This is a genomic window from Rhodococcus sp. NPDC003382, from assembly GCF_053589135.1.
This window is the reverse complement of sequence record NZ_JBSFRH010000023.1, coordinates 1-16,522: the sequence shown is the minus strand read 5'-3', so window position 1 is coordinate 16,522 and position 16,522 is coordinate 1. Positions and strand designations below refer to the sequence as shown.

The 16,522-nt window shown below is 71.5% G+C and carries 15 protein-coding genes; 3 read left to right on the top strand and 12 right to left on the bottom strand.

All coding sequences use genetic code 11. The features are described 5' to 3' along the window. Window positions 1-6: 6 nt before the first annotated feature. The 8 genes from ACWDUD_RS16710 to ACWDUD_RS16675 form a co-directional block, all read right to left on the bottom strand. Entirely contained in the window at window positions 7-1,650 is a 1,644-nt protein-coding gene (locus ACWDUD_RS16710; protein ID WP_450110018.1) for a hypothetical protein, read from the bottom strand. Window positions 1,651-1,743: 93 nt separating this feature from the next. Continuing rightward, window positions 1,744-2,997: a PucR family transcriptional regulator gene (locus ACWDUD_RS16705; protein ID WP_450110068.1), complete on the bottom strand. Its 1,254-nt coding sequence runs from the start codon at window positions 2,995-2,997 to the stop codon at window positions 1,744-1,746. A 178-nt stretch (window positions 2,998-3,175) separates the two neighbouring features. Then, window positions 3,176-4,606 (bottom strand): acyl-CoA synthetase, encoded by a 1,431-nt coding sequence (locus ACWDUD_RS16700; protein ID WP_450110017.1) that lies wholly within the window; start codon window positions 4,604-4,606, stop codon window positions 3,176-3,178. A gap of 27 nt (window positions 4,607-4,633) precedes the next feature. Then, window positions 4,634-5,308: a rhomboid family intramembrane serine protease gene (locus tag ACWDUD_RS16695; RefSeq protein WP_450110016.1), complete on the bottom strand. Its 675-nt coding sequence runs from the start codon at window positions 5,306-5,308 to the stop codon at window positions 4,634-4,636. Window positions 5,309-5,358: 50 nt separating this feature from the next. Continuing rightward, on the bottom strand, window positions 5,359-6,468 hold the full coding sequence (dapC, locus tag ACWDUD_RS16690; protein WP_248676139.1) for a succinyldiaminopimelate transaminase: 1,110 nt from the start codon (window positions 6,466-6,468) through the stop codon (window positions 5,359-5,361). Window positions 6,469-6,481: 13 nt separating this feature from the next. Next, complete coding sequence (gene fdxA, locus ACWDUD_RS16685; RefSeq protein ID WP_138997778.1) at window positions 6,482-6,805, bottom strand: ferredoxin; 324 nt, start codon at window positions 6,803-6,805, stop codon at window positions 6,482-6,484. 168 nt (window positions 6,806-6,973) lie between these two features. Further along, complete coding sequence (locus tag ACWDUD_RS16680) at window positions 6,974-9,574, bottom strand: bifunctional FO biosynthesis protein CofGH (RefSeq protein ID WP_450110015.1); 2,601 nt, start codon at window positions 9,572-9,574, stop codon at window positions 6,974-6,976. A 46-nt stretch (window positions 9,575-9,620) separates the two neighbouring features. Then, complete coding sequence (locus ACWDUD_RS16675; protein WP_197250110.1) at window positions 9,621-9,815, bottom strand: hypothetical protein; 195 nt, start codon at window positions 9,813-9,815, stop codon at window positions 9,621-9,623. Window positions 9,816-10,082: 267 nt separating this feature from the next. On the opposite strand from ACWDUD_RS16675, the gene ACWDUD_RS16670 reads away from it, so the two are divergent. The 3 genes from ACWDUD_RS16670 to ACWDUD_RS16660 are packed head-to-tail and all read left to right on the top strand — an operon-like array spanning window position 10,083 to window position 12,816. Then, the gene (locus tag ACWDUD_RS16670; RefSeq protein ID WP_248676149.1) at window positions 10,083-10,559 is read left to right on the top strand and encodes a PH domain-containing protein; all 477 of its coding nucleotides are present in this window, start codon (window positions 10,083-10,085) and stop codon (window positions 10,557-10,559) included. Continuing rightward, window positions 10,556-12,085, top strand: coding sequence for a PH domain-containing protein (locus tag ACWDUD_RS16665; protein ID WP_450110014.1), 1,530 nt, complete (start codon window positions 10,556-10,558; stop codon window positions 12,083-12,085). The genes ACWDUD_RS16670 and ACWDUD_RS16665 overlap by 4 nt, the downstream gene beginning before the upstream one ends. Next, window positions 12,082-12,816 (top strand): uracil-DNA glycosylase, encoded by a 735-nt coding sequence (locus ACWDUD_RS16660; protein ID WP_450110013.1) that lies wholly within the window; start codon window positions 12,082-12,084, stop codon window positions 12,814-12,816. Before ACWDUD_RS16665 ends, ACWDUD_RS16660 begins: the two co-directional genes overlap by 4 nt. Here the strand turns inward: ACWDUD_RS16660 and ACWDUD_RS16655 are convergent. From ACWDUD_RS16655 to ACWDUD_RS16640, 4 genes are all read right to left on the bottom strand, one after another. Next, the gene (locus ACWDUD_RS16655) at window positions 12,779-13,216 is read right to left on the bottom strand and encodes a hypothetical protein (protein WP_450110012.1); all 438 of its coding nucleotides are present in this window, start codon (window positions 13,214-13,216) and stop codon (window positions 12,779-12,781) included. The genes ACWDUD_RS16660 and ACWDUD_RS16655 overlap by 38 nt on opposite strands. Window positions 13,217-13,283: 67 nt before the next feature. Next, entirely contained in the window at window positions 13,284-13,442 is a 159-nt protein-coding gene (locus ACWDUD_RS16650; protein WP_197253962.1) for a hypothetical protein, read from the bottom strand. A 73-nt stretch (window positions 13,443-13,515) separates the two neighbouring features. Then, a complete protein-coding gene (mshB, locus tag ACWDUD_RS16645) occupies window positions 13,516-14,397 on the bottom strand; it encodes an N-acetyl-1-D-myo-inositol-2-amino-2-deoxy-alpha-D-glucopyranoside deacetylase (protein WP_450110011.1) in 882 nt (293 codons plus the stop codon). Continuing rightward, window positions 14,394-16,349, bottom strand: a complete 1,956-nt coding sequence (locus ACWDUD_RS16640) for an ABC transporter family substrate-binding protein (RefSeq protein WP_450110010.1) — start codon at window positions 16,347-16,349, stop codon at window positions 14,394-14,396. Before ACWDUD_RS16640 ends, mshB begins: the two co-directional genes overlap by 4 nt. Window positions 16,350-16,522 lie beyond the last annotated feature (173 nt).

The window sequence follows — 16,522 nt, the reverse complement described above, 5'->3', positions numbered from 1 at the left end:
ACCTCGCTAGCGGGTGCGGTCCACGAGGGCGCTGACGAAGATCGCCGAGATGTCGGCAGGGTCCTGCGCGATGTAGCTCGTTCCGCCGGTGGCGTGGGCGATCGCCGCGAGCGCATCCGCATCGGCGTCGTCCGTGATGCCGACCGTGACGATCACGACCGGCCGGGCCGGATTCTGCTCGCGCTCGAGGGTCGCGACCAGATCCTCCCGGCCGATGCCGCCCGATTCGTCGTCCCCACCGTCGGTCAGGACGATGACGCTGTTGATCGCGCGCGGGTCGTAGGTGGCCTGCATCTGCCGGAACGCTGCGAGTGTCGTGTCGTAGAGGGCCGCGCGATCGCCCGCCGCTGCCGCCGCCTCGGCCGCCACAGTGGTGCTGAGCGTGTTCATCAGATCCCGCTGCAGGTGCCCGTCCACCATGGTGTCGAGCCGCCGGATGGGCAGCAGTTCGCGGTGGCCCTGCCCGTCCCCGCCGAGATCGTCGGCGAACACCCACAGGCCGGCCTGCACGCTGCCCGAGAACATCGCCGTGGCGGAGCGGGCAGCCTGCTCGGTGAGTTGCAGGCGCGTGGCGCCGCCGACCGGCGTGTTCATCGACGCAGAGACGTCGACGGCGACGAGCGTGCGGATCGGCAGGGCCAGTACCGCCCACGCCTGCAGCGCTTCCTGAGCGATGCTCTCGTCGTGCAGGGTCATCGCGGTGATCTCACCGACCCCGGCTCCCTCGGACAGGGCCCGCCCGGCGGGATCGCGGAACCCGTGGGCGACGAAGACGTCCCGCGCCCACTGCGTCGAGAAGATGTCCGCCAGCATCCGTCCCGCCTCGGTCGCGTCGCGGTGCCGCTCCGGGCCCGGCGCCGTCACCACCAGCGAGTAGTCGAGCAGAATGCTGCCGTTGTCGGGCACCTTCGCTTCGAGCACCGCGCCCCCGAGTGCGTCACCGCCGTCGGTGCTGTACCGGTGGAACTGCTGTTCGGTGGCGACACCGACCCCGCCCTCCGACGCGATCAGGTCGAGCAGGATCCCACCGGTCGGTGGCTCGTCCGGCCGGGCGTTCTCGCGCTGCGCGAGGGGTGCCATCGCGGTGCGCACGGTGCCGATCGCGACCGGATCGTTCTCGGTTTCGGCGAGCGCCGCCCGGATCGGCGCCGCGGCTACACCCGTGCGCAGCGGATTGCCCGGACGCAGGTCCTTCAGGGCGAGGGCGGCCCGCCAGGTGGCCACCTCGGGGACCTGCCCGGGCCGTCCGACCAGGACCGCAGGCGTCGTCGCGATCGGCGTGAGGACGGTCTGCACCGGACCCGACGCCATCGCCGACGCGCGGGTGGCCCACCAGCCCGAATCCGTAATCCACAGGTCGGGTGCGCCCTCCCCGGTTCCGAGCAGGCCCGCAACGTCACCGGGTTCGGCGACCGAGACGGTGAAGCGTGTACATCCGGTGTCGGCACGGGCGAGTACCTCTTCGACCGCGTCCTCGATTCCGGGCGCCACCGCGAGGGTGTATTCGTCGACGACGTCGCACCGGTCCCGCCAGGCCCGGACCGCTCCCGCAACACCGGCGCCCAGTCCGACAAACAGTGCGACGACCAGCAGGTACGCCGCGGCCCTCCGTGTCGGGCGACGCTTCCGCTCGCCGGGCGGCACCGCCATACGACTCCTCCCCTGACCGATGATCCGGCCGACCTCCGGGTATTACCCCCCATATGACGCCGGTCACACCTTATCGGTCACGAGATGCAATCGTTACAGCATCGTGAGACCCCCGGCGTGTTCCGGGACGACACCCTCCAACCGCCGAGCCACGATCGCGGCCTGCAACTGCCGCAACCCGGACGGCCGGGTCGGGTCGTACCCGGTCAGCTGCGCGATGCGCTTGAGCCGGTAGTCGACGGTGTTGGCGTGCACGTGGAGCGTGCGGGCGGTGAGCTGGCGGCTCAGGTCGTGGGCGATGTGCGTCTCGAGCGTCTCGATGAGCTCCGGCGTGTCGTCGAGCGGTTCGAGGACCCGGGCGAGGTACTCGCGCGCCGGGCCGGGCCGGGTGAGCTGGTACTCGAGCGCCAGGTCCTGCATGCGGTACACCCCCGGCGCGCGGCCGAGCTGACGAACCAGATCGAGCAGTTCGTGGGCCTGCTGCGCTCCGGTCGGCACCTCGGAGACCGTCGCGTGGACCACCACGATCGTCACCGACACCCCGGCGACCGTCTCGATGCGCTCGCGCAGCATCGCGATCGAGTCGTCGCTGCGGGCGCCCGCGAGCAGCACCGTGCCGCCTTCCGGCCCGAGCAGCGCCAGCTGCCGCCCCTCGCAGGCCGCTTCCAGTTCGACCTCGACGCGACGGAGGGTGCGGCGGGCGACGACGTCCTGCCGCACGTGCGGATTGCGGGTGTCGGGATGGCGGGCCAGCGCCAGACCCAGCACCGTGTACCCGTCGGCCAGCTCGAGCCCGGACCGCCGCGCGACCGCGGCGGCGTCCTGGCCGCTCAGCAGGGCGGTGACCAGTTCCTGCGCGGCGACGTCCCGTTCCCGCTTGATCGCGTCGAGTTCGGCGACGAAACCGGTGGTGGCGGCGACGGTGACGCGCTCGAGCAGCGCCATCCACAGCCGGGACGCGGCGGCGATGGACTCGATGTCGCCCTCACCTGCGCGTTCGGTCACCAGTTCCCAGCCGAGGCGGATTCCCTCGTGGTAGATGCGCAGCATGTATTCGAGCCGGAAACCGGCGCGCGCCCACTGCGCGGCGCTGCTGCGCAGCTCGGCCAGGTCGGCGTCCGACGGCAGCTCACCCGCGTCGAGCAGGTGGATCGCGATGCGCAGGCATCGGACGGTGATCTCGGTGACGTCACCGCGCAGCGACTCCCCCGGCCGCAACGAGCACGGCGCGACGTGGTCGGCGAAGTGCGCGACGAGTTTGCGGGCCACCGCCGGCAGATCACGAAGCGGTACCGACGCCGGCTTTCCGTCGACGACGAATGCGGGCTCCCCACCCCCCGGAACCATCGGATGCACGTGATCTGTCCGCACGTGATCGGTCACAGACATGTTTCAACCCCCCCAATGAGTAGACGCACCTACTGTGCAGAAAACAATCCGCCTTCGGGGGCGGAATGCGCAACCCCAAGTCACAGATTTCTCGCGAACTCCGCCCGGCGGGGCCCATCCACCCCGCCGGCGGCTCCTATCCGAGCAGCAGCTTCTTCTGCACCTTCCCCATCGCGTTGCGGGGAAGGTCCTGCACCACCCGCACCTCCCGGGGACGTTTGTGCACCGAAAGCTGCTGTGCCACAAGGTTGACGAGTTCTTCCTCGTCGACCTCCGGACCGCCCGGACGCGGCACGACGAACGCGACGATGCGCTGCCCCAGATCGTCGTCGGGCACTCCGACGACGGCGACCTCCCGCACCGCGGGGTGCCCGAGGAGGACGGTTTCGATCTCCCCCGCACCCACCCGGAACCCGCCGGACTTGATCAGGTCGGTCGATTCGCGGCCGACGATCCGGTGGAATCCGCCGGGATCGATCACGGCGACGTCACCGGTGACGAACCAGCCGTCGTCGGTCCGTGATTCCGCGGTCGCGTCCGGGCGGTTGAGATAGCCGTCGAACAGCATCGGCCCGCGAACCTGCAGCACACCGATGCTCTCGCCGTCGTGCGGCACGTCGGCGCCGTGTTCGTCCCGCAGCCGGGTCTCCACGCCGCGCACCGGTGTGCCGACCCACCCCGGCCGGCGTTCCCCGTCGGCGCGGGTGCTCAGCGTCAGCATGGTCTCGCTCATCCCGTACCGCTCGATCGGCGTGAGGCCGGTCAGCTCGCGCAGCCGCTCGAACACCGGCACCGGCAGCGGGGCACTCCCGGACACCAGCAGCCGCGCGCCGCTCAGCGCCCGCGCCGACGCCTCGTCCTCGACGACCCGCGACCACACCGTCGGCACCCCGAAGTACAGCGTGCCCCGGGCCTCGGCGTACGCCTGCGGTGTCGGCTTGCCGGTGTGGATCAGCCGGCTGCCCACCCGCAGGGGCCCGAGGACACCGAGGATCAGGCCGTGCACGTGGAACAGGGGAAGCCCGTGCACCAGGATGTCGCGGCTCGTCCAGTCCCACGCCTCGGCGAGCGCATCGATGCCCGCGGCGATCGCGCGGCGGCTCAGCAGCACACCCTTCGGGGCTCCCGTCGTGCCCGAGGTGTAGAGCACGAACGCGATGCGCGCCGGATCCGGTTCGGGCAACGCGTGCCAGTCCCGCGCGTGCAGTCGCACCGCGATCACCGGCAGTTGCGGGACGGCGTCGTCCGATTCGGGTGCCGCTCCGAGCCAGGCCTGGGCGCCGGAATCGTTCAGGATGTGTGCCCGCTCGGCCGGACCGGAATCCGGCGGCACCGGAACGACGGTGACACCCGCGAGCAGCGCGCCGACGACCGCGACGATCGTCGACGCCGTCGGGGTCGCGAGCACCGCGACCCGCTCGGCCCGCGCGACGCGCGCCGCAACGGCGGTCGCGGCACCGAGGAGATCGCTCCGGGACAGGGTGTGCCCGTCGGTCCGGACGGCGTCGGGCACGTCGTCGCCGCGCGCGACGGCGAGGGGATTCAGTGAGGACAGGAGTGCAGACACGGCATCACCTTCCCACAGACCGCATCCTCAGGTCCCGACCGCTGCGGCCGACACCGGGCGGGTCGGCGGCATCACGGTGCCGAGGACCGCGCCGAGCAGCATGCCGCACAGCACCGCCACACCGTGTGCGTCGTCGATCAACAGCAGCAACGCGCCGATCGCGAGAATCGCCAGGGACACAGCCAGTTCGAGGCGGCGGGCACCCATCGACAACCAGAGTCCGGCGGTCGCCGCGGCCAGGGCGAATGCCGCCGCGGAGCAGCCGGCACCGGCGGACGGCGACACGAACGAGGTGAACAATCCCCACATCAGCTGTCCGCCGGCGAACAGGGCGAGCGCACGGCCCGGCCCCCACACGCGCACACCCGCGACCGCGAGCACGGCGAGCAGCACCAGGTTCGCCACGGTGGCGGCCGCTCCCCCGTCCTGGACGAGCACCGACGTGCCGATCCGCCACCATTCGCCGTCGTTGCGGATCTGCACCGGGTTGCGCCGGAACATCTCGTCGAGCGCGGGCACGGCGACCCGTAGCAGGGACGGCACGGCCACTATCAGCCACAGCACGGTCGCGGCGAGGGGCGGGGGCCACAGGAACGTCCCGAGGTCGCGGGCACGGGCCCAGCGAAGCGCAAGCAGCGTCGCCAGCACGGCGAACAGGACATACAACACCGCCGATCGCGGATCGTCGCCCGATGTGCTCACGGACGCCAATCTACCTGCGTACGACCGGTTTCTCGGGTTACCGAGCCCGATCAGCCGAGTCGGGACGCGGCCGCGGCGATCCTCTCGTCCGTCGCGGTCAGCGCGATCCGCACGTGCTGCACACCACCGGGACCGTAGAACTCGCCCGGTGCCACCAGGATTCCGCGTTCGGCGAACCAGTCGACGGTCGCGCGGCACTCCTCGCCGCGCGTCGCCCACAGGTAGAGCCCGGCCTCGGAATGGTCGACGGTGAAGCCGGCGCCGCGGATCGCTGCGAGCAGCACCTCGCGCCGCGCGCGGTACCGCTCGCGCTGGATGTTCTCGTGCTCGTCGTCGAGCAGCGCCGCGGTCATCGCGGACTGGATAGGCAGCGGCAGCATCATGCCGGAGTGCTTGCGCACCTCGAGCAGGTCCGCGACCAGTTCGGCGTCACCGGTGACGAACCCGGCGCGGTAGCTGGCGAGGTTCGAGGTCTTCGACAGCGAGTGCACGGCCAGCAGGCCGGTGTGGTCGCCGTCGCATACGCTCGGGTGCAGGATCGACAGCGCTTCGCCTTCCCAGGTCAGCCCCAGGTAGCACTCGTCGGACACGACGACGGCGCCGCGGCTGCGGGCCCAGTCGACGACCTTGCGCAGGTGCTCGAGGCCGAGCACCTTGCCGGTCGGGTTCGACGGGGAGTTCACGAACACCAGCGCCGCGCCCTCGGGGCCGAGTCGGTTGAGGCCGTCGGCGCGGATCAGCCGCGCGCCGGCGAGCAGACCGCCGACCTCGTAGGTCGGGTAGGCCAGTTCGGGGATGACGACGAGATCGTCGGCGCCGAGACCGAGCAGGGTCGGCAGCCACGCGATCATTTCCTTGGTACCGATCGCCGGCAGGATCGACGACTCGGCGAGGCCGGTGATGCCGTAGCGGCGTGCGAGCGCGCCGACGGCGGCGGACCGCAGTTCGGCGGTGCCGTGGGTCGTGGGATAGCCCGGCTCCTCCGCGACCGCGACGAGTGCCTCGCGGATCACCGGGGCGACCGGATCGACGGGGGTTCCGACCGAGAGGTTGACGATCCCGTCGGGATGCGCCGACGCCTTCTCCTTGGCGTCGGTCAGCGAGTCCCAGGGGAAGTCCGGCAGTGATTTCGCCACCGAACGACGTGCACGTGTGGTCACCGTGGAGGTCAACTCATTCCTCGCCCATGGGAGGAAGCGCCTTGATGAACGGCGGGTCGTAGTCGACCTTGCCGAGCTTGGCAGCGCCACCGGGGGAACCCAGATCGTCGAAGAAGTCGACGTTCGCCTTCACGTAGGCGGACCACTCGTCCGGCACGTCGTCCTCGTAGAAGATCGCCTCGACGGGGCAGACCGGCTCGCACGCACCGCAGTCGACGCACTCGTCGGGGTGGATGTACAGCATGCGACCGCCCTCGTAGATGCAGTCGACGGGGCATTCCTCGATACATGCCTTGTCCATCACGTCCACGCACGGCTCCGCAATCGTGTACGTCACTGCTGTTCTACCTGCCTTTCACTATGCCCGCCGACCTGCGCGGTCCCGCCCGAATCGGCCACCCGCGGCGACCGACGCCGTCCAGTATCCCCCGCCGGGCGGGGACCCCGACGAATTAGGGTGCCCTGACCTGCTGGAGGACCGGTGCGGATGTCCCGGCCGCCGCCGTCAGGCGACGGTCACCCCGATGTCGCGACGCGCGTACGCGGTAGTGCGCTGACGGGCCGGACGGCCGATGCCCTCGGCGATCGCGACCAGCTCGGCGACGGTCTTCTCCGATCCGTGCTGCGATCCCGCCATCCGGGAGATGGTCTCCTCCATCAAGGTGCCGCCCAGGTCGTTGGCGCCACCCTGCAGCATCGCCTGCGTCCCGGCGACCCCGAGCTTGACCCAGCTGGTCTGGATGTTGTCGATCCGCCCGTGCAGCATGATCCGCGCCAGCGCGTGCGCGGCGCGGTTGTCGCGCATCGTCGGACCCGGCCGGGACGCGCCCGCGAGGTACAGCGGCGACGACTGGTGCACGAACGGCAGCAGCACGAATTCGGTGAAACCACCTGTGCGGTCCTGGATTCCGCGCAGCACGTTCAGGTGTCCGACCCAGTGGTGCGGCTGGTCGACGTGCCCGTACATCATCGTCGAGCTCGACCGCAGCCCCACCTCGTGCGCGGTCGTCACGACGTCGATCCACTCGGCGGTGGGCAGCTTGCCCTTGGTGAGCACCCAGCGCACCTCGTCGTCGAGGATCTCGGCGGCGGTGCCCGGGATGGTGTCCAGGCCGGCCTCGCGCAGTTCGATCAGCCAGTCGCGGGTGGAGATGCCGCTGCGCGCGACGCCGTTGGCGATCTCCATCGGCGAGAACGCGTGCACGTGCATCGTCGGGACCCGCTCCTTGACCGCGCGCACCAGGTCCGCGTAGCCGGTGACCGGCAGTTCCGGATCGATGCCACCCTGCATGCACACCTCGGTGGCACCGGCGACGTGCGCCTCCCACGCCCGGTCCGCGACTTCGCTCGTGGACAGGGTGAACGCGTCGGCGTCGCCCTTGCGCTGCGCGAACGCGCAGAACCGGCAGCCGGTGTAGCAGATGTTGGTGAAGTTGATGTTCCGGTTCACCACGTACGTCACGTCGTCGCCGACGGTGTCGCGGCGCAGCGCGTCGGCGAGTGCGACGACCGCCTCGAGACCCGGACCGTCGGCGGTCGCCAGCGCCAGGTATTCGGCGTCGGAGCAGCCGGCGGGGTCGCGTTCCGCCGAACGCAGGGCCGCCAGCACATCGGTGTCGACCCGCACGGGAGCGCTCGCACCGAGGGCGAGGACCTGCTCGCGGACGGTTTCCCAGTCACCGAAGGCGCTGCCCAGGTCGGAGCGGTGCTCGGTGTTGCGGCCGGTGACGTCGATGTCGGAGTTCAGGTCGATGCGTCCGGACGACTCCCAGTCGATGTCCGGTTCCTGCCAGGGCAGCCCGGACGGGATCACGTCGGCGGCGAGCCCGGTCTGCGGGTCGGACAGCGCCCGCACATGGGCCGCGATCCGCGGGTCGATCCACGGCTGACCGGCCAGCACGTACTGCGGTTGCGCGGCGATCCGTTCGGTGAGGGTGAATCCGGCGTCCGTGCTGATCTGCGCGAGCGTGTCCAGGTTCGGCCACGGCCGCTCGGGGTTGACGTGGTCGGGGGTCAGCGGCGAGACGCCACCCCAGTCGTCGACGCCGGCGGCGAGCAAGGCGCGGCACTCGTCGTGCGAAACGAGGTTCGGGGGCGCCTGGATGCGCATGCCGGGGCCGAGCACCAGGCGGGCCACGGCGATCGCGGCCCGGAACTCGTCGAGATCGGCGTCGTCGTGACCCCGCATGGCGGTGTCGTCCTTGGCCCGGAAGTTCTGCACGATGACTTCCTGGATGTGACCGAACGCCTTGTGCGACTTGCGGATCGCGGCGATCGACTCGGCCCGTTCGGTGAACGTCTCGCCGATGCCGACGAGGATGCCGGTGGTGAACGGCACCGAGAGCCGTCCGGCGTCGGTGAGCACCCGCAGACGCACCTGCGGGTCCTTGTCCGGGCTGCCGTGGTGGCACTGCCCCTTCTCGGTGAACAACCGCTCGGAGGTCGTCTCGAGCATCATGCCCATCGACGGCGCGACCGGCTTGAGCCGGGAGATCTCCGCCCAGCTCATCACGCCCGGGTTCAGGTGCGGCAGCAGGCCGGTCTCCTCGAGTACCCGGATCGCCATCGCCCGCACGTAGTCGAGGGTCGAATCGTAGCCGCGCTCGTCGAGCCACTGCCGGGCCTCGGGCCACCGGTCCTCGGGCCGGTCACCGAGCGTGAACAGCGCTTCCTTGCAGCCGAGTTCGGCGCCCTGCCGCGCGATCTCCAGGATCTCGTCGGGTTCGAGGTACATACCCCGACCCTCCGCCCGCAGCTTGCCGGGCACGGTGACGAACGTGCAGTAGTGGCACTTGTCCCGGCACAGCCGGGTGATCGGTACGAACACCTTCCGCGAATACGTGACGGTGCCGGGACGTCCCGCCGCGGCCAGACCCGCATCCCGCACCCGCGCCGCGGACGCGCACAGGTCCTCGAGATCCGCGCCGCGGGCCTGCAGCAGGACGGCGGCCTCGTCGACATTGAGCGTCACGCCGTCGCGGGCCCGGCGCAACGCTCGCCTCATCCCCGGCACAGCCTGCGCCTCGGTCCGCCCGGCGGCGCCGGGTCGGACCGAGGGCATGGGAAGGTTCGTGACGGGAGCGTCGTCGTCAGTGGAGCGGGTCATTGGGCGATCATGCGCCACGACTCCGACGCGTGCCACCTCCGGGTGCTCACTCCCTGGGATAGTCCTCGTCTTCGGGGACGGACAGGCTCTGCTCGACGGCGTCACCGGGATCGACCTCGAGCGGAACCTGGTCGGGCACCACGTCCTCCGCGGCTTCGTCGTCGTATGCGTCCGTGACCTGCTCGATCCGATCGGCCTCGGGCAGTCCGGCGAATTCGTCGGGGCGCGCTGATCCAGGCATCACAATCCTCCTCGTCTCGACGTTTCGACCAGGCGGCCCGCGTGCCGGACCGGCCGGTACAACCGAGCCTATCGGCTGCGTGCGCTCCCGGCTCGTGATCTTCTCCCACCTGCGTGTTCACTCGGGGTCGGGAGACTCGTGGGCCGGATCCGACCGAGTCGCGCAATACTCGGGAGCGACCGCCGCGGCGACGAGGAGCACGAATTGACACGGGATTCCGAACTGGGCAGACCCGACGCCCGGACCGTTCCACCGACACCGGTGGTGATGGACGATCCCGCGTGGCGGCCGAGCCCGAAGGCCCGGTTGCTGTGGGCCGTGAACGCCGCGCTGCTGTGGATCCCGATCGTCGCCGCCCAGATCGTGTGGGCGATCGTCGACGCCGGTCACGGCCCGTGGCACGTCGCGGCCGCGGTCGCGACGCTTGTGCTCGCCGCCGCGCACATCGGCCTCGTGCCGGTGTGGCGGTACCGGGTGCACCGCTGGGAGATCAGCGACACCGCCGTCTACACCCGGTCGGGATGGTTCACGCAGGAACGCCGCATCGCGCCGATCTCCCGGATCCAGACCGTCGACACCGAGCGCGGCCCGATCGACCGGTGGCTGGGACTGGCGACGGTCACCGTCACCACCGCGTCGTCGGCGGGAGCCGTGGAGATCGCCGCCCTCGACGTCGCGGTCGCCGACGCCACCGCGGCGCGTCTCACCGAGATCGCCGGACGCAACGGGATCGACGCGACGTGAGCATCGAATCCGTCCCCCCGGAATCGGAGAGCCCGGCCGCGCTCGCCGCCGAGGCCGAGCAGCCGTGGCTGCGGCTGGACCCGCGGATGCTGCTGGTCCACCCCGTGCAGGAGATCCTGCGGCTGCTGCCGGTGCTCGCGGTGTCGGTGATCGTCGGCAGCAGCAGCGGCAACCACGGCTGGGGTCTGGCGGTCGCCGGGCTGCTCGTCGTCGTCGGTGTGCTGCGGTGGTTCACCACCACCTACCGGATCGGCCCGGTGCACGTCGAGCTGCGACGCGGTCTGCTGCAGCGGCAGGTGCTGTCGATTCCGCGCAGCCGCATCCGTTCGGTGGATGTCGACCGCCGCGTCATGCATCGCCTCCTCGGGCTCGCCTCGGTGCGGATCGGCACCGGTCAGGCCACCTCCGGCGGCCGCGACCGCAACCGGTTCGAACTCGACGGGCTCGCGATCGGCGCGGTGCCGGCACTGCGCGAGGCGCTGCTGTCCGGCCACCCCGTCCCGGACGACCGTCCCGACAAGGCCCCCGCAGCCGCCCCCACCGAGATCGAACTCGCCCGCCTGCAACCGTCCTGGGTGCGCTACGCGCCGTTCTCCACGACCGGGCTCGTCGCGGTCGCGGCGGTCGCGGGTGTGGTGTTCCAGTACGGGCTCGGGGAACGCCTCGCCGAGTCCGGCACCGTGCAACGCGGCATCTCGTGGGTCACCACGGCCGGTCCGGTGATCGCGGTCGCGGTGGGAGCGGTGGCGTTGCTGGCCGTCGCGAGTGCCGCGGCGTGCGTGCGGTACCTGCTGCTCTACGGGAACCTGCTCGTCACCGACGACGGCCGCACCCTGCGCATCGGCCACGGGCTGCTGCGGATTCGGCACACCACCCTGGACCGGGCGCGGCTGCGCGGCGCGGTGCTGCGCGAACCACTCGCCCTGCGGATCGCGGGCGGTGCCCGGCTCGACGCGATCATGACCGGTGTCGCGGCCGAGCGCGGCGAATCGTCGCTGTTGCTGCCCGCGGCCCCGGCCGCCGAGGCGCATCGCGTCGCGACGGCGGTGGTGCGCGACCCGGCACTGCCGACGACACCGCTGCGGTCGCACGGTGCCGCGGCGCGCCGGCGCCGCTACACCCGGGCCGTCCTGCCCGTCGTCGCCGTGCTCGCGGCCGTCGCCACGGCGGTCACCGGCCGGACGGTTCCGCTGCCCGTGTGGGTCGGCGCCGGTCTGCTGATTCCGGTCGCGGCCGGTCTCGCCTGGGACCGGTTTCGCAGCCTCGGGCACGCCGTCCTCCCCGGGTGGCTGATCACCCGCAGCGGATCGCTGAATCGGCAGCGGGTGTGCCTCGAAGCCGACGGGATCATCGGCTGGACCGTGCGGCAGACGTTCTTCCAGCGGCGTGCCGGGGTCGCCACGGTCATCGCCGCGACGCCCGCCGGGGTCGGGCACTACGAGATCCTGGATGTGCCGGTGGGGCAGGCGTGGGCGCTGGTCGAGGCGGTCACCCCGGGCGCCGGCGACGTGTGGGCGAACCGATGACCCGGCCACCAGACGAGACGCCGCACACCCTCGCCGAGATGGACGAGCAGCTGGTGAACTGCCGGGCCTGCCCTCGGCTGGTGGCGTGGCGCGAGCAGGTGGCACGCGACAAACGTGCCGCGTTCCGCGACGAGACGTACTGGGGCCGCCCGGTGCCGGGTTTCGGCCCGGCCGACGCGGCGCTGCTCATCGTGGGTCTGGCACCGGCCGCGCACGGCGGCAACCGCACCGGTCGGATGTTCACCGGCGATCGGGCCGGAGATTTCCTGTATGCCGCGATGTACGACGCGGGGCTGGCGTCGCAGCCGACGGCGACGCACCGCGGCGACGGTCTCGTCCTGCGGGGCACCCGGATCACGGCGCCGGTGCACTGCGCTCCGCCGGCGAACCGTCCGACGACCGTCGAGCGCGACACGTGCCGTCACTGGCTGGACCTCGAACTGAAATTGCTGACCCCGACGCTGCGCTCGGTGATCGTGCTCGGCGGTTTCGGCTGGCAGGCGCTGCTGCCGGTGCTCGCCGACGCCGGCTGGGCGATCCCGCGGCCGCGACCGCGGTTCGGGCACGGCGCGCACGTCGAGCTACCGGGAGCGTCCCCGGACCGGGCACCACTGCACCTGTTCGGGTGCTATCACGTCAGCCAGCAGAACACCTTCACCGGGCGGTTGACCCGGTCGATGCTGGCCGACGTGCTCATTTCTGCGGCGGAGACTGCCGGACTGCGTTCGTGATGGCGTTGATGCGCGCGCTGAACAGGTACAGGCCGGCCGGGCCGAGCGCCGCGATCGGCAGCAGCAGGATCCGCCAGTCCGCGACCGCGAGCTGATCGGCGCCCGGGCCACCGACCAGGCACAACAAGAACCCGACGGTCCAGGCCACGAGCGGCCACGTGGCCTTGCCCAGCGATCCGGTCTCGGTGCGCACCGCCATCACCAGCAGCAGGTTCACGACCGCGGCGAGCAGGATGGAGATCGGGAACGGCACCGAGCCGATGTACATGCCCAGGAACAGCACGGACAACACGGCACAGATCAGGCCGTCGACGACGAGCAACGCCACGACACCGGTCCGGGGTGGGACGTCGGCGGGAACGGAGGCGTCGGATGGTGCGGTGGCGGGATCGGCCGTCATGGTTTCGATAGTGCGCCAACGTGCCCCCGATGCGCACATCGGGGGCACGGTTCCGGAGCGGTCCGGATCAGGGAACCGGCGGATAGCCGAGCATCGTCAGCAGCTGGCTCTGCTGATCTGCGAAGTCGTACAACGCGTGGTAGTAGTCGGCGCGGATCTGATCGGCGTAGGGCCGCAACGAATCGACGAACGCGACGATCTGATTCTGGACGGACCAGTTGTACATCCGCATCCCCCCGGGCTCGGCACCGACCGGACAGTGACTGTGAGCAGAATCACTCCTGCTCGGCAGCGCCAGCCTACGTCAGGCCCGCGAAGAGGTCACGCTCTCGGCCGGAGTCGTCGACGTCCCCGAGCGCGCCCCGCACGAGCACGAAGTGCTCCTCGGCGAAGACCGGCTGGGCGATCAGGTTCGACAGCGCGAACGCGGCGCCGCCGGGCGCGACGATCACCTGGGTGGCGTGCGCGGCCATCGCCGCCCGCTTCGCGTCGAGCACTCCGCCGACGTCCACGGCGGTGGTCACCCGCTCGTCGGGCACGCTCGGCAGGTCGCCGGCGTCGGGCACGGCCCACTCGGCGGGGATGTCGCCGAGCGCGGCGAGTCCGTCCCGCAGCGCGCTCTCCTCGGTGACGGTCCAGTACAGCTTCGGGGTCGACCACGGCTCCCCCGCCTCCGGATACGCGTCGGTGGCGGCCGCCTCGATCGCGGCGGTCACGCGCTCGTGCACGGCGACGTGATCGGGATGGCCGTAGCCGCCGACCGGGTCGTACGTGACGACGACGTGCGGGCGCAGTTCCCGGATCACGGCGACGAGCGTCGACACCGCTTCGTCGTGGTCCGCGTTGACCCAGGCCCGGGGGTTCTCCGCCGACGGGGTCCCGGCCATGCCGGAGTCGCGCCAGCGTCCGGCGCGCTCGAGGAAGCGGGGCGCGGCGACGCCGAGCGCGGCGAGCGCCCGGGTCAGTTCCAGGATGCGGTAGCCGCCGAGCTGATCGGCACGATCGGCGACGAGTTCGGCCCAGTCGTCGCCGATGACCTCGCCTTCCTCGCCGAGCGTGCAGGTCAGGACGGTGACTTCGGCGCCCTCTGCCACGTAGCGGGCGATGGTCCCGCCGGTGGTGAGGGTTTCGTCGTCGGGATGGGCATGCACGAGCAGCAGCCGCCGGGCAGCGTCGGTCACGGGGTCGTCCTCCACCAGTTGGGGGCGTCGGCGACGACACCCGCAGGTACCGCACCGGCCAGCGATACGCCGTCGATTCCGGGGCCGGCCGCGACGACCGTGCGGTCCTGCACGATCGGCAGGTTCACGGCGAGGTCCCACAGCTTCGGCTGCGCGTTCGTCAGGATCTCGTGGACGTCACCGTTACCGCGGATCGCGGCGTCGAGGTCGGCGGTCAGCGACGGGTCGCACACCGAGCTCAGATTGCTCGGGGCCTCGAGCTGCGCGATCACCGCGTCCTCCTCGACGACCTCGGTCTCGGGGGAGGGCTCGTCGGCCGGGGTCGGGGCCGGGGCGGTCGGTGCCGGGTCGGAGTCGGTGGTTTCCTTCGGAGGCGTGCCGACCACATCGGACGGAGGCGTGCCGACCACATCGGACGGAGGCGTGCCGACCACATCGGACGGAGGCGTGCCGACCACGGGGGGTGGAACCGGCAGGCACCCGAATCGCGACAGCGCGGCCGTCGCCGGATCGTTTCCGGCCCGCATCCAGCCGACGACGGCGTGCACCCGGCCTTCGACGAGCGCGTCGCCGTACAGCTCGTCGGCCGGCAGCGCGGTGACGGTCGCGCGGATGCCGGCCCCGCGCAGCAGATCGGCGGCGGTCCGCGCGACCGCGAGGGGTACCCCGGCGTCCTCGACGACACCGATCACCAGGGTCAACGGCGCGCCGTCGCGGACGAGCAGTCCTTCGGTTTCGGTCTCGGGTGCCGGCGCCGGAGTGGTTGCGGGTGCGGCCGTCGCCACGGGCGCGCCGGACGCACCGTCCGGAACGTCGACCGGAGCCGGCGGCGGCGCCGGCAGGTATCCGGCCTCGGCGAGCAGGCCGAGGGCCTGCTCGCGGGCGGGTCGCGGAGGCATCGACGGCGCATAGCCGGGATCCGAGGGAGCGAGCACCTGGGCACGAGCGGGAACGACCGCGGATTCGGTTCCCGCCGCGACGGTGGCGAGCAGGTCCGGGTCGAGCAGACCCAGCACGCCGCGGCGCACGCGCGGATCGGCGAATTCCGGAGTCCGCGCGTTCAGGGTGAGATCGAGTGTGCGCGGCTGCAATTGGGTGCCGGCCCGGACGCCGGGAACCGCACCGAGCTGGGCGAGCAGGGCCGATCCGCCGCGCACCTGCGCGACCTGCACGTCGCCGGTGCGCATCGAGTCGGTCAGCTGGGAATCGGTGCCGCCGCGGCGCAGCAGGATCTCGTCCGGCCGGGCGGGCAGCCCCCAGAAGCGGTCGTTGCGTTCGAGCAGGATCTCACCGCGGCCGCGGTCCACCGAGTCGACGGAGAATCGGCCACCGGACACCGGGATCGACTCGGCCAATCCGGTGACGAAGCCGCCGGGCGTGTCCTTGACCAGGTGGGCGGGCAGCAGATCGGAGAACAGTTCACGCCACGCCGGGTACGGCTCGCGCAAGGTCACGGTGACGGTCTTGCCGCCCCCGGAGGACGCGACGTCCTCGATCAGCCGGTACCCGGACGGGTCCACGACCCCGGGCTGGGTGATCATCTGCTGCCACAGGTAGCGGAAGTCCTCGGCGGCGATCGGCGCACTGTCCGACCACTGGGCGTCGGTGCGCAACTGGTACGTGATCGTGAACGGGTTCTCCGAGGTGACCTCGGCCGACACGAGCACCGACTCGTCGGGAACACGGTCCACCAGCGCCGGGTTCGCGGGGTTCGGCACGGTCCGGAACGCGCTCGGCAGCACCAGTTCGGCGACGGCGTTGCCGACCGGCGATTGGTCCGCGAGCAGGTGCGGATTGAATCCGGCGCCGATGTCGTCGATGGCGACGACGACGGTGTTGCGCTGCGGCGCGGGCGCCGGGGTCTGGGTCGGCTCGGTCTGCTCGATCGGCGGGGGCGGAGAGGCGGTGCACGCCGCCAACCCCATGGCCAGAGCGGTGATTCCGGCCATCATCAGTGGCCGGCGCCGTCTCCGGACGCGCGAACGCAACAACCGAGCCTCCCCTCCGTCGGACAACGGCTCGGGTGGCGGTGCTCGGCTCCACCGTGCTGCGCGTCGCCAACAACGCACCGTGCCCGGTCGTGGTGTGGCGCGGCGACACCGAGAATCCGCTGCCGAACGACAAG